Source organism: Streptomyces sp. 3MP-14, from assembly GCF_006334905.2.
GTDB classification, from domain to species: domain Bacteria; phylum Actinomycetota; class Actinomycetes; order Streptomycetales; family Streptomycetaceae; genus Streptomyces; species Streptomyces triticirhizae.
Window position 1 is genome coordinate 63,162 of the sequence record NZ_VDLZ02000004.1, and the last position, 17,964, is coordinate 81,125.

Consider the following 17,964-nt stretch of genomic DNA (forward strand, 5'->3'; position numbering starts at 1 on the left):
GTGAAGTGGGTTGCTGATGCGGTTGTTCATGGGGGTGCTGAGGGGGGCCGGCGGGTGGCCCGAGGCCGTCGCCGCCCTCAGGTGCGGCGCCGGGGGCCGGAGGCTGCGGCCCAGGGGGCGCCCAGCTCGGAGTAGAGGGCCAGCCGCTCGGCGCCCTCGGCGGTCAGCCGGTCGATGCCGCGCAGCACCCGGCGCACGCCGGCGGCGGTGCGCTCCTCGTGCCAGTGCGCGGGAGAGAGGGCCACCGGGTCGGGCGCGGTGCGCACCGCCTCGACCAGCCGCATGAAGCCGCCGGTGCGCTCGGGCGGCACCAACAGCTCGGCGCCGTCCCGGAGATGGGCGACCAGGTTGGCCAGCAGGTCGGTGCGCGGGTGCTCGGTGACCACCGGGTCGCGGCCCGGGCGCTCCAGCCGCACCCGGTCCTCCTTGTACCAGAACGTGATCCGGCCGGCCTCGCCGTGCACCACCACATAGGGCTCGCCCGGCCGTTCGGCGCAGAGCGTCACGGCGGTGACCAGCTCGGTGCCGTCGGCGGTGCGCAGCCGGGCACAGGAGGTGTCGTCGGCGTCGATGGCGTTGACCCGGTACAGCTCTAGGTCGATCGCGGCCAGGTCCTCGGCGCGGTCGGCGCCGGCGATGCGCAGGGCGGTGGCGACGGCGTGCGCCAGCGGGTTGGTCAGCACGCCGTCCACCACGTCGCGCCCGTCGAGCCGGCGCAGCCCGCCCCAGGGCGCGCGCCCCCAGTACGCCTCGTCGCGCACCCACGCGCCGGCGGCGCCCAGGCCGGTGACCCGGCCGACGACGCCGTCCCGCACCAGCTGCCTGATGTGCTCGATGGCGCCCGAGCCCAGCGACTGGAAGCCGATCTGGCAGGCGGTGCCGGCCCGTTGGATGCCGTCGGTGAGCTGTCGGAACGCGGCCAGCGAGGGCGTCGGCGGCTTCTCCAGCAGCAGGTGGACGCCCCGCGCGGCGGCGGCCAGGCCCAGCTCGGCGTGGGTGTGGATGGGGGTGCAGACGATGGCGACCTCGGCGCCGGTGCGCTCCAGCAGGGCGGGCAGGTCGGGCGACTGCTCGGGCGTCCCCAGCCCGGCCAGCTCCTCCTCGGCCAGCGGGGTCAGCTCGCAGACGCCGACCAGCCGCACCAGTCCGGCCGCCGTGAGCCGGCGGAGGTTGGCCAGGTGCCAGTGGCCGTGCCCCCTGGCGCCGGCCAGCACCACCGTGACGGGCTCGTTCACCCCTTCACCGCCCCCGCGCTGAAGCCGGTGATCAACCAGCGCTGGATGAACGCGAAGACGATCACCACCGGCACGGCGGCCACCACGCCGCCGGCCGCCAGCGCCCCCAGATCCACGCTGTCGGAGCCGAGGAGGGTGTTGAGGCCGACCGGAATCGTCTGCTTGTCCTGGGAGTTGAGGAACATCAGCGCGAACAGGAAGTGGTTCCAGCTGTGCACGAACGCGAACGAGCCGACGGCGACCAGCCCGGGGCGCAGCAGCGGCAGCACCACCGCGAGGAACGCCCGCAGCCGGGTGCAGCCGTCCACCCACGCCTGCTCCTCCAGGCTGGGCGGCACGTTCCGGATGAAGCCGCTGATCAGGATCATCGAAAGCGGCAGCTGGAAGACGGTCTCGGCGAGGATCACCGACCACAGCGAGTTGAGCAGCTGGAGTTCCCGGAAGATCTCGAAGAGCGGCACCAGCATCAGCGCCCCGGGAATGAACTGCGAGCACAGCAGCGCCAGCATGAACGGCATCTTCATCCGGAACTTGAACCGGGCCAGCGCATAGCCGCCGGAGAGCGCGACCAGCAGCGTCATCAGCATCGAGGCGATGCCGACATACATGCTGTTGACGAAGTAGGTGTCGAAGCCGCGTTCGTTCCACACCTTGGCGAAGTGCTCGCCGGTGATCGGCCAGGGCACCAGCGAGTCGGAGCCGGGCTCGCGGAGCGCGAACAGCAGCATCCAGTAGAACGGGACCAGCGTGAACAGCAGATACACGCCGAGCGGAACGTAGATCTGCCAGCGCGGCGGCTCGTCGTAGGAACGGCGACGCTTCCGGGACGCGCCGGGCGGTGCGGGGGGCGCGTCGAGCGCCGGCTGCGGCGTGGTGAGTGCGGCGGTCACTTGTCGTCGCCTCCGAACTTGCTCAGGCGCAGATAGAGAATGGAGCAGAACAGCAGGATCACGAACGCCACCGTGGTGAGCGCCGCCGCATAGCCGAACTCGTTGCCGTGAATTCCGGTCTGCGCGACATAGAGCGGCAGCGTGGTGGTCTGGCCGGCCGGGCCGCCGTTGGTCAACGTGTAGAGCAGGTCGACGTTGTTGAACTCCCAGACGGCGCGCAGCAGCGTGGAGAGCACGATGGCGTCCCGCAGGTGCGGCAGGGTGATGTGGAAGAACTGCCGCACCCGGCTGGCGCCGTCGACCGAGGCCGCCTCGTAGAGGTCCTTGGAGACGGACTGGAGGTCGGCGAGGATCAGAATCGCGAAGAACGGCACGCCGCGCCAGAGTTCGGCGATCACCGCGCCCCAGAACACGGTTCCGGTGTCGGACAGCACCGACGTTCCGTACTCGCCTATTCCGGCGTCCGCGAGATAACGGCTCAGACCGGTCGAGGGGTTGTAGAGCAGAATCCAGATGGTGCTGGTGAGCACCCCGGAAACCGCCCAGGGCGAGAACACCAGGGCGCGGGCGGCGGCCCTGCCGACAAAGGTCTGGTTGATGATCAGCGCCAGCGCCAGTCCGAAGACCAGCTGGAGCGAGACCTCGACAAAGACCCACTGCGCGCTGAAGGCCAGCGTCTCCCAGAAGAACGGGTCGTCGGTGAAGATCTCCCGGAAGTTCTCCAGGCCGGCGAAGCCGTTCCGCCAGGGTTTGGTGACGTTGTAGTCCTGGAGGCTGTAGTAGAGGACGCTGAACATGGGATACGCGATGAATCCCAGCATCAACAGCCCGGCGGGCGCGAGCAGCACATAGGGCAGCGAACGTGGGGAACGTCCGGCGCGGCGGCGCCTCGGCCGGGTCCGTTCCGTCGCGGCGTCGGCCATGACCGCTTCTCCGTTCTCGACGGGCGGGCGCGCGGTGTGGAAGCGCTCCCGCGAGGGGGTCGGGGAGACCCCGGGTCGGTTGGAAACTGGCGCGGATCGGGACGATCCGGAGGCCACTCAGCCCGCGTGGGGCTCGGGGACCTCTCCCTCGCGGGAGAGGAAGGCGAAGTCGCAGCCGGTGTCGGCCTGGGTGATGTGCTCCTGGTAGAGGGCGCCGAAGCCCCGGCCGTAGCGCGGCTCGGGCGGGCGCCAGGCGGCGCGGCGGCGTGCCAGCTCGGCGTCGTCGACCTCCAGGCGCAGGGTGCGCGCGGCGACGTCGAGGGTGATCAGGTCGCCGTCGTTGACCAGCGCGAGGGGGCCGCCGACATGGGACTCGGGGGCGATGTGCAGCACGCAGGCGCCGTAGCTGGTGCCGCTCATCCGGGCGTCGGAGAGCCGCACCATGTCGGTGACGCCCTGCTTCAACAGGTAGTCGGGGATGGGCAGCATCCCGTACTCGGGCATCCCGGGGCCGCCCAGCGGGCCGGCGCCGCGCAGCACCAGCACGCTGTCCGGGGTGATCTCCAGGGCCGGCTCGTTGATGGTGGCCTGCATGGTGCGGTAGTCGTCGAAGACCACGGCCGGGCCGGTGTGCTTCAGCAGCCTGGGCTCGGCCGAGATGTGCTTGATCACCGCGCCGTCGGGCGCCAGGTTGCCCCGCAGGACCGCCAACCCGCCCTGTTCGGCGAGGGGTTGGTCCGGGGTGCGGATCACCTCGGTGTCGTGGGTGGCCGCGCCGGCCAGCTGCTCGCGGAGCGTGGCGTGCGCCACCGTGGGCCGGTCCAGGTGGAGATGGTCCTCGTCGAGCCGGGCCAGCAGCGCGGGCAGGCCGCCGGCGTAGTAGAAGTCCTCCATCAGGAACCGGCCGCCCGGCCTGATGTCGGCGAGCACCGGCACCTCGCGGGCGATCCGGTCGAAGTCGGCCAGCTCCAGCGGCACCCGGGAGCGGCCGGCCATCGCGATCAGATGGATGACGGCGTTGGTCGAGCCGCCCAGCGCCAGCACGGTGGCCACCGCGTCCCGGTACGCCTCGGCGGTCAGGAAGCGGGACAACCGGGCGTCGGTCCACACCAGTTCGACGATCCGCCGTCCCGCGGCGGCCGCCATCCTGCTGTGCGAGGAGTCAACGGCCGGGATGGCGGCGGCGCCCGGCATGGTCACGCCCAGCACCTCGGCGACCGAGGCCATGGTGGAGGCGGTGCCCATCGTCATGCAGGTGCCGGGGGAACGCGCCAGGCCGCACTCCAGTTCGGCCAGCTCCGCGTCGCCGATCCGGCCGGCCCGCCGCTCGTCCCAGTACTTCCACATGTCGGTGCCGGAGCCCAGGGTCTCCCCGCGCCAGTGGCCGCGCAGCATCGGCCCGGCCGGCACGAAGACCGCCGGCACGTCGGCGCTGGCCGCGCCCATCAGCAGCGCGGGCGTCGTCTTGTCGCAGCCGCCCAACAGCACGGCGCCGTCCACCGGATAGGACCGCAGCAGCTCCTCGGTCTCCATCGACAGCAGGTTGCGGTAGAGCATCGGGGTCGGCTTCTGGAACGTCTCCGAGAGCGTCGCGACCGGGAACTCCAACGGGAACCCGCCGGCCTGCCACACCCCGCGCTTCACGGCCTCGGCCCGCTCCCGCAGGTGCTGGTGGCAGGGGTTGATATCGGACCAGGTGTTCACGATCGCGATCACCGGCTTGCCGATGTGCTCCTCGGGGAGGTAGCCGAGCTGCCGGGTCCGCGCCCGGTGGCTGAACGAGCGCAGCCCCTCGGTGCCCCACCAGCGGTGGCTGCGCAACTCCTCGCTCGTCAGCCGCCGTTCACGGCCCGCGCCCGGGTCGGCCGTCCCGCCCTGCCCGGTGATCGGCTCCGGCGTGGAGCCCGTCGGGTGTTTTTCGGTCACGGCAGCTCCCATCCCTTCACCATCGTCGCGACCCGCTCCCGTTCGGCCGGCGGCAGCACCGTGCTGGGCGGGCGGATGTCGCGGCGGCACAGGCCCAGCGCGGCCAGCGCCTCCTTGACCACCGTCACGTTGTTGGCCGACTGCCGCTCGGCGCGCAGCTCCTCGAACGGGCGGATCAGCTCCCACACCCGCATCGCGGCCGGGTAGTCGCCGGCCCGCAGCGCGTCCCGCATCGCCAGGGACACCTCGGGCGCCACGTTGACCAGCCCGGAGGTGAAGCCGGTGGCGCCCGAGGCGAAGTAGCTCGGCGCCCACAGCTCTGCCAGCCCGGCCACCCAGACGAAGCGGTCGAGGCCGGCGTCCCTGGCCACCGAGGCGAAGCGCACCACGTCGGGCACCGCGTACTTGACGCCGATCACGTTGGGGCAGGCGGCGCCCAGCCGGGCGATGGCGGCGCCGTCGATCGCCGGGTTCCGCAGATACGGCACCACGCCCAGGTCGGGCACGGCCTCGGCGATCGCACGGTGGTAGTCCACCCAGCCGTCCAACGACACATAGGGATGGACGGGTTGGTGCACCATCACCATCCGCGCGCCGGCGGCGCGCGCCTCCAGCGCCGAGGCGACGGCCGACGGCACGTCCTGGCCGACCCCGACGAGGATCTGCGCCTCGGAGCCGGCGGCGGCGACCTCGGCGAGCGTCAACTCGACCTCGATCCGCCGCTCCTCGGGGGTGAGGGCGTAGAACTCGCTGGTGTTGCCGTTGGGGGTAAGCGCTTGCACGCCGGACGCGAGAAGACGACGGATCAGCGCGCGGTAACTCTCCTGATCCAGTTGGTCATTCTCGGCAAACGGTGTGACCGGAATCGCCACCACATCCGCCAACGCCGCTCGCTGCGGCGCGAAGTCGGTCATGCCGACGCCTCCCTCTCGTCGCTCTCGCCCGTGCCGGTCGTCTCGTCGCCGGCTTCCGCCGCCCGCGCCTCGGGGAACGCCCGCTCGACGAAGCCCCTGATGTGCCCGGCCAGCAACTCCCCCGCCCGGTCCGCCTCGCCGCCCTCGGCGGCGGCCAGGATCAGCCGGTGCTCCTCGGCCTCCCGCTCCCAACTGGGCAGCGTCTGCCAGACGAACGACGACACCAGCGCGGCCTGGTCCCGCAGGTCGTCCAGCATCCGCACCAACAGCGGGTTGCCGCACGGCAGATAGAGCGCCCGGTGGAAGTCCCGGTTCGCCAGGGACCGTTCGGCGCTGTCCCCGGCCTCGTCGGCCCGGCCCAGCGCGGTGTGCGCGGCGGCCAGCGCGGCGCCGTCCCGCACGGTGCGCCGCAGCGCCTCCGGCTCCAGGAGCAGCCGCACGTCGTAGACGGCGCGCGCCATGTCCGCGTCCACCGCCCGCACCGCCGCGCCCCGGTACTCGCTCATCACCACCAGCCCACGACCGGCCAGCGTCTTCAGCGCCTCCCGCACCGGGGTCTTCGACACCCCGAACCGCGCGGCCAGTTCGGTCTCGACCAGCGCGGTCCCCGGCGCCAGCCCGCCGGTCAGGATCGCGTGCGTCAGGTGCTCCAGGACGAACTGCGTCCGGGAGGGAATGGGCACCGGGGCGGCGCCGGACAGTGGTGCTTTCATGCGGGTTTGGCCCTCGGTTCTCGGGTCTCATCTCGGGATCGAACGCTCGCATATGGCATCTCGTATATGACATATGGCGTACGACGCGCGGTCCGACGAACGGTAGGACCCGACCGGGCCGGCGTCAACGGGTCGGACGGAACGAGGAGTTCGGAACCGGTTCCGGGCGGCGGACGGCCGGCCGCCCGGGCGGGCGGGGCCGGCCCGGCGGCCCGGCGTGTCACAGCGGGGCGCTCCGCCACGTCATGCCAGTGACCCCCGTCAGCGAGAGAAGAAGTCCCCCATGAACGAACGCGAGTTTCTGGCCGAGCGGTTCGAGGAGCACCGGCCCCGGCTGCGGGCCGTGGCCTACCGGATGTTGGGCTCCCTGAGCGAGGCGGACGACGCCGTGCGGGAGACATGGCTGAAGCTCGGCCGCACCGGGCGGGACGGCGTGGACGACCTCGGCGGCTGGCTGACCACGGTCGTCGGGCGGGTCTGCCTGTCCATGCTGCGCTCGCGGCCCCGGCGCGGCGAGCAGCCGCCCGACGTCCATGTGCCCGACCCGGTGGTGGACGGGCCCGACGGCATGGGCACCGGCTACCCCGAGGAACGCGCGAGGCTCGCCGAATCCGCCAGCCTCGCCCTGCTGGCGGCGCTGGAGACGGTCAGCCCGGCCGAGCGGTTGGCGTTCGTCCTGCACGACCTGCTCTCGCTGCCCTTCGAGGACATCGCCCCGCTCGTCGGCCGGGGCGTCCCGGCGACCCGGCAGCTGGCCAGCCGGGCCAGGCGGCGGGTCCGGGGCGCCGAGCCGCCCACGGACGCCGACCTGCCCACCCGGTGCCGCGTCGTGGACGCCTTTCTGACCGCCGCCGCCGGCGGGGACATCGCCGGGCTGCTGACCGTGTTGGCCCCGCACGTGGTGCTCAGGTCGGACGACGGCCCGGGGCGGCCCGGCACCGTGCTGCGCGGGGCGCGCGTGGTGGCCGGCGGGGCGGTGGCCTACGCCCGGATGACCAGCGGCAACCATCCGCTGCTGGTCAACGGCGGGCCCGGCGCGATCGGCGTGGCCGGTGGCCGGGTGACCTCCGTCGCGTCGTTCACCGTGGCCGGCGGCCGGATCGTGGCGATGACCGTCCTGGCCGACCCCGAGCGGATCGAGGCCCTGGGACTGCGGCCGGTCTAGGAGGAACGCGGGGGCCGCCGGGGGCGGCGCCCTCGGCCGGCCGCGTCACGCGGGGTGCCGGTAGTCGTCAACGACCGCCTCGATCACCCCCCTTGTCCCGGCCGCGCCGCGCTCGTCGCCCCCGGCGAGCGCCGAGGCGTGGCCGACCAGCGCCTTCCACAGGGCCCAGCCGCGCCCGCGTGCCCAGGCGTCGTCGGTGGCGGCGGGCCCCAGCCGAGCGCGGAACGCGGCGCGCGACTCCCCGGAGAACAGGGTCCAGGCGATGGCCAGATCGCAGGCCGGGTCCCCGACGCCGCAGGTGCCGAAGTCGATCACGCCGGCGAGCGCGCCGTCGGCCAGCAGCAGGTTCCCCGGGGCGACATCGCCGTGGAACCAGACGGGCCGCCCGTCCCAGGCGGCGTCGAGCGCCGCCCGCCAGGCCCGTTCCACCTCCCCGACCGGCAGCCGCCCGCCGGCCGGCCGCCCGGCCAGGGCGCGGAGGGCGCCCCGCACCTGGCCGTCGTAGGTGGTCAACGGGCCGCCCCGGAACCAGTTGTGCCGCCCCGGGGCCGGCCCGCCGGCCGGATCGACCGCGCGCAGCGCGGCCAGGAAGGCGGCGAGATCGACGGCGAACCGCGTCGGGTCCGCCGGCGCCGAGCGGATCGCCGGCTCCCCCGGCAACCAGCGGTAGACCGACCACGGGTGCGGATACCCCTCGCCGGGACCGCCCCTGGCCAGCGGGACGGGCACCGGCTGCGGCAGCCGTGGCGCCAGCACCGGCAGCCAGCGGTGCTCCTTGGCGACGGCGAGCGCGTAGGGCGCGGCGCTCGGCAGCCGCACCACCAGCTCCTCGCCCAGCCGGAACGTGCGGTTGTCCCAGCCCTCGTCCGCGACCCGGCGCACCGGCAGCGCCGCCCACTCGGGGAACTGGGCGGCCAGCAGCCGCCGCACCAGCCCCTCGTCGGCGGGAAAGCGCTCGGGCACCGGACCGACCTCGCCCCCCTCGCCGCCCGCCCCACCCTTCGTCCCGGTCAACCGCCGCTCCCCTCCGTCTCGTTGTTCGTCGGACCGCCCTGGCCGCCCGGCCGTCCGCCCGCCCCCACCGTCAGCCCACACCCTAGAGGCCACCACTGACAGTCACCGATCCGCGCCCCTCGGCGCCCCGCCTCCCCGCCGCCCCTCCCCTCGGTCAGGAAAGTTGAGCCGAGACTTGGCAACTTTGCTGCCGATCGGCTATATAAGAAGGGACGCGACACACACCCTGTCGATACGGGAGGAGTGACCGATGATGCTCATGCGTACCGATCCCTTCCGGGAGTTGGACCGGTTCACGCAGCAGGTGTTCGGGACGACGGCCAAGCCGGCGGCGATGCCGATGGACGCGTACCGAGACGGAGACACCTTCGTCGTCGAGCTGGACCTGCCGGGGGTCGAGCCGGAGTCCATCGACCTCGACATCGAGCGCAATGTGCTGACCGTTAAGGCCGAGCGGCGCCCCAGCGCCGGCGAGCGCACCGAGTCGGTGATCGCCGAGCGCCCGGTGGGCACGTTCAGCAGGCAGCTGTTCCTCGGCGAGACCCTGGACACCGACCGGATCGACGCCAGCTACGACAGCGGCGTGCTCCGCCTCCGCATCCCGGTGGCCGAGCAGGCCAAGCCCCGCAAGATCGCCATCTCCGGCGGGAAGCGCCCCAAGGCCCTGCGCGGCTGAGCGCGGCCCCACCCGGGCGGGCCGGCCCCGGCGGCCCGCCCGCCGAGGCGCCGGGACCGCGCCCGCCCGGACACCACCGCGCCAACGCACCAACGCAGCGGGCGCGTTCATTCCTCCGGCGCGAAGAAGGCCGCCGTCGCGGCGGCGGCCCGCTCGGCCGCGTCCGCCGGCGCGCCCGAGGCGACATGCGCCGCGCGCCACCGCTGACTGACATCCGTCACAAAGCTCCGCCCCTCGGGCGTGGTGTGGAAGGTCTCCTTGTCGGGCAGCGGCTCGTCGGCCAGATGGATGGCGAGCCCCAGCAGGGACAGGTCCCAGCCGACGCCGGTGGCCCCGGGCCCGTACCGGTCCCAGAACTCCGGGTCGCCGACCGACGCGTGCTCCAGCGTCAGCCGGGTCGCCCCGTAGTCCTCGGCCGACAACCTGAGGGTGACCTCGGAGACGTCGGCCTCCGTCACGTTCTCGCCGAAGACCCAGGTCACCCTGAGCAGGTGCGGGCGTTCGCAGGCCAGGATCTTGCCGCCGGCGTTCCCCTCCAGCTGGTAGCTGCCGCCCTCGCGCAGGTCGCCGGTGACCGGCGTCAGCCAGCGCGCCAGGCGTTCCGGGGTGGTGCAGGCGTTCCAGACGTCCTCCAGGGTGGCTTCGTAGCGGCGGCTGAGCACCACCACGTGGCCGTCCCCGGCGGGGATGCGGCGCCGGCCCACCTCGCGGTGGACGGCGTTGATGTCGTCAATGAAGTCCGCCATCGTCGGCCTTCCTTCTCGCGTCTCGCTTGCCTCGGGCCAACTCGGTGCCCAGCGCGTCCAGCCGTTGCTCCCAGAACCGGCCGAAGCGTTCCAGCCAGGCGTCCGCCTCGCGGAACCGGTCGGGCGCCACCGCGTACAGCCGGCGCGCGCCCTCGGGGCGAACGGTGGCAAAGCCCGACTCGCGTAGGACGCGGAGATGTTGGGAGACGGCCGGCTGGGAGATGCCGAACTCGGCCCGGACGACCTCGGTGACGGCGCCGGCGGGTCGCTCGCCGTCGGCGAGGAGTTCGAGTATCCGCCGCCGGACCGGGTCGCCCAGCACATCCAGTGCGTGCATGGCGCCCACCCTACAAGTTCTGCTTATATAAGCCGAACCTTAGACTAGGCGAGACGAGATGAGGCGAGACGAGGCGAGAGCGCGAAGCGACGAGGGCAGAGGAAACGGGGCCGCCCCACGATCGGGGGCGACCCCGTGGGTCACCGCGCACGGGCCTCAGGCGTCAACCGAAGCGGCGACCTCACCACTCCGCTCGACCCGGGACGACGACACGGCCACCGACCCCACGCCGGGGAGCGGCCGGCCCCCGCCGGGCGACCGGGAGACCCCGTGCCGGATGCCGTGCCCGGCGTGCATCCCCTCCGCGAAATCCCTGAACGACCTGGGCAGTTGCCAAATGACGCGACGCATCACGGCCTCCTCCTATACTGGTCTGTGAAGGTAAGACCAGAGTAGGTATACAGATCTGTATATGCAAGGGGATTACACGCCATGCCGACGGACTCATCCGAGGTGGACCCGCTGGAGCTGACACCGGGCGCGCAGCGCATCCTGGAGGTGGCCTCCGAGCTGTTCTACCGGCGCGGAATCCACGCCGTCGGCGTCGACACCATCGCCGCCGAGTCGGGCGTCACCAAGCGCACGCTCTACAACCGCTTCGGCTCCAAGGACAACCTGCTGCGCATCTACCTGGAGACCAGGGACCGCCGATGGCGTGAACTCATCGCCGACCGCCTGGCCAAGGAGGACAAGGAGGAGGGGGACCCGCTGCGACGGGTGTTGACGCCGTTCGCCGTCCTGCCCGAGTGGCTGACCGAGTCCGACCGGGGATGCAGCTTCGTGAACGCCTTCGCCGAACTGCCCGAGCGCGACCACCCGGGGAACCAGGTGATCAGGACCGAGAAGAAGTGGCTGCGGGAGTTCTTCCACGACCGGATCGTCGAGGCCGGGATCGCCGAGCCGACCGCGCGGACCCTGTCCGTTCAGCTGCTGGCCCTCCACGAGGGCGCCATCGTCAGCAACGCCATCGCGGAGGAGCCGGGCGCGGCCCGGGCCGTGACGGAGGCGGCCAGCGCGCTGGTCGGCGCCGCGCTCCCGGCGCGATGACCCCGCTCCCGGCGCGGTAGCCGCGCGCCCCCGCGCGCCGGTCCCGCGACGCGCGCCGCGCGCGCGGGGCCTCAGCGCGCCGCGTCGAGGCCGGCCGCCACCCGGCCGAGCAGCTCCCGCAGCGCGCGCCGCTCCTCCTCCGGCAGGGCGAAGACCGACGCGGTGTAGGAACGGTGGATCTCGGCCAGTTCGGCCCGGCGACGGCGGCCCTCGTCCGTCAGCGCGACCAGCTTGACCCTGCGGTCCTTCGGGGCGGCGCGCCGTTCGACCAGGCCGCGCCGCTCCAGGCCGTCCACGATCCCGGTCACATGGGAGGCGTCGCAGGACAGCACCTCGGCCAGCGCGCGCATGGGCGTCGGCTCCTCCAGCCTGGCCAACAACGCCGCCTGGGTGACCGGCAGTTCGAGGCGGCCGGCGGCCCGCCGAAACTCGGCCCGCAGCCGGTCGGCGACCTGGTGCACCAGGTGCGCCAGCTCGGTCGTCAGCGGATCGCGTTCCTGGCTCATGCCCCCATGCTAGACGCCCCCTTCACCAACCCAACTGTTGAGAAACTCAAGCTTTTGACCTAGCCTCCTCCCAACTACTTGAGTCACTCAACCATCGACAGGACCAAGGGCCTGGGACGATCACGGCCCGAGCACCGAGGAGCGCACAGCATGACCCCCGAACCAATCCCCGAGCGAACCCCGGAACGCCCCGTCGCCCCCACCGCCGAGCCGGTCAGCGACAGCCCCGTCGGCTGGGTCGCCCAGCATGTGCGCGACTATCTCGCCACCGACGGCCAGCGGGGCCACCGCTACCAGGGCTTGCCGACCCTGCTGCTGACCACCCGGGGCCGCCGCTCGGGCCTGCTGCGCAGGACCACGCTGATCTACGGGGAGCACGAGGGCCGCTATCTGCTGGTCGCCTCCAACGGCGGCTCCCCGCAACACCCCGCCTGGTATCTCAACCTCGTCGCCCACCCCGAGGTCGGCGTCCAGGTCGGCGCCGAGCGCTTCACCGCCCTCGCGCGCACCGCCGACCAGCGGGAGAAGGCCCCGCTCTGGGCGCTGATGACGGAGATCTTCCCGCGCTACGACACCTACCAGGACGCCACCGAACGCCCGCTCCCACTGGTCGTCCTGGAGCGCCGGGAGCCCGGCGGGCCGGACGCGCCCGGCGGGCTCAGCGCGGCGGACCCGGCTCCCTGACCCAGCCGCGCTCGGCGAGCGCGGCACCCATCGCCGTGCGGGTGTGGAACGCGGTGCGCCCGTGCCGCACGGTGCGCACCAGCCCGGCCCTGCGCAGCACGCCCAGGTGCTGGCTCGCCGACGAGGGCAACACCCCGACGCGGTGGGCCAGTTCGCCGGTCGTCCCGGTCACCTCCAGCGCCTGGAGCACGGCGGCCCTGGTGTGCCCGAGCAGCGCGGCCAGCGACACCCGGTGGCACTCCTCCTCGCCGTCCGGCACCGCGAGATCGTCCGGCGGCCGGTGCTCCACGGGATAGACCAGCGTCGGGGTGTGGTGCTCGTTCAGCAGCGTGATCCCGGTCGCCAGGCAGAAGAACGAGGGCACCAGCAGCAGTCCCCGGCCGCCCAACACCAGGTCCTGGTCGACCGGGTAGTCCACCTCAAGGACCGGCGGGCGCCAGCGCAGCGCGGGCGGCAGCGTGCGCAGCAGTCCCTCCACGCCGTCGGCGAGCAACGCCGAGGCGCGCCGGGAACGGTCGCCCGCCGTCTGTGCCTCGATCCGTTCCCAGGACGGGGCGATCGCCGCCGCGTGGTAGGCGGTCAGCGCGGCGCCGAGCCGGGCGGCGACGCCCGGCGCGCCCCGCCAGAGCGCCTGCGCGAACGGCGCGCGCGCCCGGCGCGCGTCGAGCAGTTCAAGATCCCGCCGCAGCTCGCGGCGCGGCGTGCGGGACACCCGCTCGACGGCCTCCCGGATGTCACGGTGCGGAACGGAGGGGGTCAGAAAGTCGGGAAAGTACCCCTGCGGCGGCACCAGCGTCGCCAACAGCCGCCAGTCGGGCGGCAGTCGGCCGTGCACCCGACGCCGCCAGGACCGCACCAGCGGGCCGCCGTCCCCGCGCTGGAAACGGTGGAGGCTCAACACCGTCTCCCACAGCGGCGACGCCTCGGCCAGTCGGGTCCTTCCCAGATCCTCGCCCGTGAAATGGACACGCAGCATTTGCACACCCCCCGATGCGCGACACCCACGGCCACCCAGTGAAGCACGAATCCGTCGATCCCCCCAGGGTCGGGACAGGCCGTCACCAGACGGACCTTTCCGCACCGGCCGCACCGGCCGTACCAGCCGCACCGGAAGGGCCTGCCCCACGGGGCGTCGCAGGGCGTCGCCCGGCCCGGGAGCGCCTCGGCTCAGCCCCGGGAGCGCGCCTTGAACGCCGCCTTGCGCGCCTGCTTGGCCAGCTGCCGGTCCGGGTGCATCCGCCCCACGGCCTCCAACACCTCGGCGGTGGCCGGGTGTTCGGTCCGCCAGGCGCGGTCGAGGAAGGCGCTGTGCTGGTCCACCAGGCCGGTGACCAGCTCCCGCAGCTCGGGAACGCTCTCCTCGTCGGTCTCGGTGCCGAGTTGGGCGGCGAGGGTGTCGATGGTCAGCCAGAAGACCATCTCCTCCGGCGGCGGCGGCACGTCCGCCGCGCTCCGCTCCACCAGCCAGACGCGGGCCAGGCCGCCCAACTCCGCGTCGTCGAGCACCTCGCGCAGCGCCGGCTCCGCCTCGGTGCCCAGCAGTGCCAACGCCAGCTGGCAGCCGAGCCGCCGGGCCGGGCCCGACGGGTCGTCGCCCCGCGCGGCCACCAGCAACTCCCGTGCGGCGGCGACCGGTTCGCGCTCGGCCAGCCAGCGCTGGGCCTCCTCGGTCGCGTCCGATGGCGCGCGCTCGGTGAGCGCGTCCAGCAGCGCGCCGGCCGGCGCCCCGGCCAGGTCGCCGACCACCGGCACCTCGACGCCGGCCGCCAGCATCCGGCCGCGCACGCCGTGGAAGCCGAGCGGGGTCAGCCGCACCTGGCCGTAGCGGGCGAGGTCGTCGAGGTCGGCGTCGCCGACATCCTCGATGCCCTCGGGCGCCCCGTCCTCCCCGTCGTCCGCCAGCACCTCGTCGTCGATCGGCCAGTACTCCACGATCCCGGTCCCGGCCAGCACCCGGAACCACTCGTCCAGCCGGACGACCAGCGCGGAGACGTCGGCCAGCGCCTCGTCGGTCAACTCCTCGGTCTCGTCGGGCAGCAGCACGGCGGCGGCCAGCATGGGCAGCGGCAGCGGGGTGACGCCCTGGCCCTCCTCGTCGGTGACGCCCAGCAGATAGAGGTGGCCGAGCACGCTGTCCAGCAGCCCGGACTCGGCCTCCGCGTCCCACTCCAGGGCGTCCAGGTCGATGGCGTCGGGGGCGAGTTGGCCGTTCTCGTCGAAGAGCCCGGCGAGGTCCTCGCCCAGCAACTCCTCGAAGCTGGGCGTGGCCACGTCGGCGAGGACCGCCTCCAGGCCGTCGCCCCACACGTCGAGGACGTCCTCGGGGTCGCACTCGGCGAGGTCGGCCAACTCCGGCTCGCGCGCCGCCACGCCGACGGCCGCGTCGTCCGCGAGCGCCAGGGGCTCGTCGTCGTCGGCCTCGGCCGCGTCGTCGGAGTCGGCCCCGGCGTCCCCGGTGCCTCCCTCGTCGTCCTCGTCGTCCTCGGTCTCGGTGACGGCGACCAGGCCGGAGTCCACCGCGAAGTTCCACGCCTCGACGGTCTCCGCCTCGCCCTCCGGTTCGTCGCCCAGGCCGAGTTCCTCGATCGCCTCGGCAAGGCGGGGGCTCAGCAACTCGCCGCCGGCGCCCACCGGAACGCCATCGCCAGCCCAGCCGGCGAGCCGCACGGCGCGGGAGAGCAGCGGCGCGGCGAGCGCCTGCCGGGCCAACTCGGCCTCGGACGGCAGCCGTACGGGCGGCATCACGGGACGGTCGTCCTTGGGGTCGAGCGACATGACGAAACAGACTCCTCGGGCGGGTGGCTTCCCGCCGGCGGTCGGGGCGGTCGGGCAGGCCACCAGCGTAGACGGGATCGGCGGCCGGCCGTGGCGCATCCGGCGGGTTCCACGCCTTTACCCCGACGTTCTCCCGGCCGTCTCCCCCGCGCGGCTCCCCGGACGTTCACCTGAACGTTCCACCGTCGTCGGAACGGTTCGGCGAACGCGGCAGGGCGTCGGGGTCACCGTGCCTGCGCCGTACTCACCCGTGGGTTAACAGTTGGTTGACGTGTGGCAAGAGCCCTGCCCCACACGGCGTTACCCGCGTAGCGTGGGCCTGCCGCCGGGCCGCCGCGCCGCTACCACGGCCGTCGCCGGCGCCGTTCGCGTTCCCCGTTCCCCGTTCCCGTTTCCGCTACCGTTCCCGTCCCAGGAGGGTCCCCGTGGAGTCCACCCGACCAGCAGACCGCGACCGTCCGTTCCGCCAACCGCCGCGCGGCGCCGTCGTGTTGGCCGCCGCCGTGGCGGGCGGGCTGTGCGTTCCGCTGCTGGCCTGGCCGAGTTCGGCGGCCGGCTCCGACGGGGTGCGGGTGGCCGAGATCCAGGGCGACACCCGTCTCTCGCCGCTGGTCGGCGAGCGGGTGGCCGGGGTCGGCGGCGTGGTCACCGGGGTGCGGGCGTTCGGCTCGCGCGGGTTCTGGCTCCAGGACCCGGTCGGCGACGGCAACCCGGCGACCAGCGAGGGGCTCTTCGTCTACACCGGCGAGGTGCCGACGGTCGCGCTCGGCGACGCGGTGGAGGTCGCCGGCACCGTCGGCGAGTACTACCCGGGCGGCTCTGAGCGCGGCGGCCAGTCGGTCACCCAGCTGACCGATCCCGAGGTGACGGTGGTCTCCTCGGGCAACGAGCTGCCGGCGCCGGTGGAGTTGACCGGCGACGCGCTGCCGCGCCGCTATGCGCCGACCGGCGAGGAGGCGGCCGGAGGCAGCATCGAGGGACTGCCGCTGAACCCGCGCCGCCAGGTGCTGGACCGCTACGAGTCGCTGGAGGGCATGGCGGTCTCGGTCGCCGACGCGCCGGTCGTGGGCCCGAGCACCGAGTACGGCGAACTGTGGGTGACCCTGCGGCCGCAGGACCACCCGACGCCGCGCGGCGGCACCCGCTACGCCTCCTACGAGGCGCACAACCCGGGGCGCCTGAAGGTCGAGTCACTGATCCCGTTCGCCGAGCGGCCGTTCCCCGAGGCGAACGTGGGCGACCTGCTCGGCGGGCGCACCACGGGCCCGTTGGACTACGACGAGTTCGGCGGATACACGCTGGCCGCACGGGAGTTGGGCGAGGTCGTCGACGGCGGCCTGGAGCGGGAGTCGACCCGGCCCCAGCGGCGCGGGGAGCTGGCGGTGGCGGCGTACAACGTCGAGAATCTCAACCCCGGCGACCCGGCGGAGAAGTTCGAGCGGCTGGCGACGGCCGTGGTCGAGAACCTGGCGGCGCCCGACATCCTGGCGGTCGAGGAGATCCAGGACGACAGCGGGCCGACGGACGACGGGACGGTGTCCGCCGAGGAGACGTTGCGGCTGTTCACCGAGGCCGTGGTCGCCGCCGGCGGGCCGGCCTACGAGTGGCGCGGAATCGACCCCGTCGACGGCGCCGACGGCGGGCAGCCGGGCGGCAACATCCGCACCGTGCTGCTCTTCAACCCGGAACGGGTCTCCTTCGTCGACCGGCCCGGCGGGGACGCGACCACGGCGACCGAGGTGGTGGCGCGGCGCGGGGAGGCCACGGTGAGCCACTCCCCCGGGCGGATCGCGCCGGACGACGCGGCCTGGACGGACAGCCGCAAGCCACTGGTCGGGGAGTTCAGGTTCCGGGGCGAGACGGTGCTGGTGGTGGCCAACCACTTCGCCTCCAAGGGCGGCGATCAGCCGACCCACGGCCGTTTTCAGCCGCCGAACCGCAGTTCGGAGGAACAGCGCGTGGCGCAGGCGCGGGCGGTCGCGGACTTCGTCCGGGAGACCCGTGACGCGCGGGGCGTGCGGCGGCCGGCGAACGTGGTGGTGCTGGGCGACCTCAACGACTTCACGTTCTCGGCCACGGCCGGGGCGCTGACCGCCGACGGGCTGCTCACGAACGCGCTGAACTCGCTGCCGGCGCGGGAGCGTTACACCTATGTCTTCGACGGGCAGTCGCAGGTGCTGGACCAGACGCTGGTCTCGCCGGCGATCCGCCGCTACGAGCTGGACATCGTGCACATCAACGCCGAGTTCGCCGACCAGGCCAGCGACCACGACCCGCAGGTGCTGCGCTTCCGCCCCTGAGCCCCCGCCGCCTCCCGCGCCGACCGGTAAGCAACGCTGAACGGTAAGCAACGCTGAACGGTGTCGCGCAGAACATCGAAGTGGACCGGAGGGGGCCCGGGGGCTCAGACTCC

General features: G+C 73.4%; 17 protein-coding genes. 5 read left to right on the plus strand and 12 right to left on the minus strand.

All coding sequences use genetic code 11. The features are described 5' to 3' along the window. Positions 1 to 77: 77 nt before the first annotated feature. The 6 genes from FH609_RS07050 to FH609_RS07075 all read right to left on the minus strand — a co-directional run bounded on the left by FH609_RS07050 (position 78) and on the right by FH609_RS07075 (position 6,601). A complete protein-coding gene (locus FH609_RS07050; protein WP_226961467.1) occupies positions 78 to 1,235 on the minus strand; it encodes a Gfo/Idh/MocA family protein in 1,158 nt (385 codons plus the stop codon). Then, on the minus strand, positions 1,232 to 2,125 hold the full coding sequence (locus FH609_RS07055; protein WP_139666602.1) for a carbohydrate ABC transporter permease: 894 nt from the start codon (positions 2,123 to 2,125) through the stop codon (positions 1,232 to 1,234). Before FH609_RS07055 ends, FH609_RS07050 begins: the two co-directional genes overlap by 4 nt. Continuing rightward, a complete protein-coding gene (locus FH609_RS07060; protein WP_139666601.1) occupies positions 2,122 to 3,048 on the minus strand; it encodes a carbohydrate ABC transporter permease in 927 nt (308 codons plus the stop codon). The genes FH609_RS07055 and FH609_RS07060 overlap by 4 nt, the downstream gene beginning before the upstream one ends. Positions 3,049 to 3,165: 117 nt before the next feature. Next, positions 3,166 to 4,935 carry an L-arabinonate dehydratase gene (araD, locus tag FH609_RS07065; protein ID WP_264372757.1) on the minus strand — a complete coding sequence of 590 codons (1,770 nt, stop codon included), beginning with the start codon at positions 4,933 to 4,935 and terminating at the stop codon, positions 3,166 to 3,168. Between the two features lie 35 nt (positions 4,936 to 4,970). Beyond that, complete coding sequence (locus FH609_RS07070; protein WP_139666599.1) at positions 4,971 to 5,888, minus strand: dihydrodipicolinate synthase family protein; 918 nt, start codon at positions 5,886 to 5,888, stop codon at positions 4,971 to 4,973. Next, a complete protein-coding gene (locus FH609_RS07075) occupies positions 5,885 to 6,601 on the minus strand; it encodes a GntR family transcriptional regulator (RefSeq protein WP_139666598.1) in 717 nt (238 codons plus the stop codon). The genes FH609_RS07070 and FH609_RS07075 overlap by 4 nt, the downstream gene beginning before the upstream one ends. Before the next feature lie 283 nt (positions 6,602 to 6,884). Here FH609_RS07075 and FH609_RS07080 point away from each other — a divergent pair, with 283 nt between their 5' ends. After that, positions 6,885 to 7,766, plus strand: coding sequence for a sigma-70 family RNA polymerase sigma factor (locus tag FH609_RS07080; RefSeq protein ID WP_139666597.1), 882 nt, complete (start codon positions 6,885 to 6,887; stop codon positions 7,764 to 7,766). A gap of 45 nt (positions 7,767 to 7,811) precedes the next feature. Here FH609_RS07080 and FH609_RS07085 read toward each other — a convergent pair whose 3' ends face one another. Beyond that, entirely contained in the window at positions 7,812 to 8,780 is a 969-nt protein-coding gene (locus tag FH609_RS07085) for an aminoglycoside phosphotransferase family protein (RefSeq protein ID WP_226961468.1), read from the minus strand. Positions 8,781 to 9,033: 253 nt separating this feature from the next. On the opposite strand from FH609_RS07085, the gene FH609_RS07090 reads away from it, so the two are divergent. Further along, on the plus strand, positions 9,034 to 9,456 hold the full coding sequence (locus tag FH609_RS07090; RefSeq protein ID WP_139666689.1) for an Hsp20/alpha crystallin family protein: 423 nt from the start codon (positions 9,034 to 9,036) through the stop codon (positions 9,454 to 9,456). Between the two features lie 107 nt (positions 9,457 to 9,563). Here the strand turns inward: FH609_RS07090 and FH609_RS07095 are convergent, their stop codons facing one another. Beyond that, positions 9,564 to 10,202: an SRPBCC family protein gene (locus FH609_RS07095; RefSeq protein WP_139666596.1), complete on the minus strand. Its 639-nt coding sequence runs from the start codon at positions 10,200 to 10,202 to the stop codon at positions 9,564 to 9,566. Beyond that, a complete protein-coding gene (locus FH609_RS07100) occupies positions 10,186 to 10,539 on the minus strand; it encodes an ArsR/SmtB family transcription factor (RefSeq protein WP_139666595.1) in 354 nt (117 codons plus the stop codon). The genes FH609_RS07095 and FH609_RS07100 overlap by 17 nt, the downstream gene beginning before the upstream one ends. A gap of 432 nt (positions 10,540 to 10,971) precedes the next feature. Here FH609_RS07100 and FH609_RS07110 point away from each other — a divergent pair, with 432 nt between their 5' ends. Next, positions 10,972 to 11,586: a TetR/AcrR family transcriptional regulator gene (locus tag FH609_RS07110; RefSeq protein WP_139666593.1), complete on the plus strand. Its 615-nt coding sequence runs from the start codon at positions 10,972 to 10,974 to the stop codon at positions 11,584 to 11,586. A gap of 71 nt (positions 11,587 to 11,657) precedes the next feature. Here FH609_RS07110 and FH609_RS07115 read toward each other — a convergent pair whose 3' ends face one another. After that, positions 11,658 to 12,092, minus strand: a complete 435-nt coding sequence (locus FH609_RS07115) for a MarR family winged helix-turn-helix transcriptional regulator (protein WP_139666592.1) — start codon at positions 12,090 to 12,092, stop codon at positions 11,658 to 11,660. Between the two features lie 150 nt (positions 12,093 to 12,242). Here FH609_RS07115 and FH609_RS07120 point away from each other — a divergent pair, with 150 nt between their 5' ends. Then, positions 12,243 to 12,776: a nitroreductase family deazaflavin-dependent oxidoreductase gene (locus tag FH609_RS07120; RefSeq protein ID WP_139666591.1), complete on the plus strand. Its 534-nt coding sequence runs from the start codon at positions 12,243 to 12,245 to the stop codon at positions 12,774 to 12,776. Here FH609_RS07120 and FH609_RS07125 read toward each other — a convergent pair. Further along, complete coding sequence (locus FH609_RS07125) at positions 12,751 to 13,752, minus strand: ArsR/SmtB family transcription factor (RefSeq protein ID WP_139666590.1); 1,002 nt, start codon at positions 13,750 to 13,752, stop codon at positions 12,751 to 12,753. The genes FH609_RS07120 and FH609_RS07125 overlap by 26 nt on opposite strands. 191 nt (positions 13,753 to 13,943) lie before the next feature. Next, entirely contained in the window at positions 13,944 to 15,551 is a 1,608-nt protein-coding gene (locus FH609_RS07130) for a hypothetical protein (RefSeq protein ID WP_139666589.1), read from the minus strand. A gap of 425 nt (positions 15,552 to 15,976) precedes the next feature. Between FH609_RS07130 and FH609_RS07135 the strand changes: the two genes are divergently transcribed. Continuing rightward, complete coding sequence (locus FH609_RS07135; RefSeq protein ID WP_139666588.1) at positions 15,977 to 17,851, plus strand: endonuclease/exonuclease/phosphatase family protein; 1,875 nt, start codon at positions 15,977 to 15,979, stop codon at positions 17,849 to 17,851. The last annotated feature ends 113 nt before the right edge of the window (positions 17,852 to 17,964 follow it).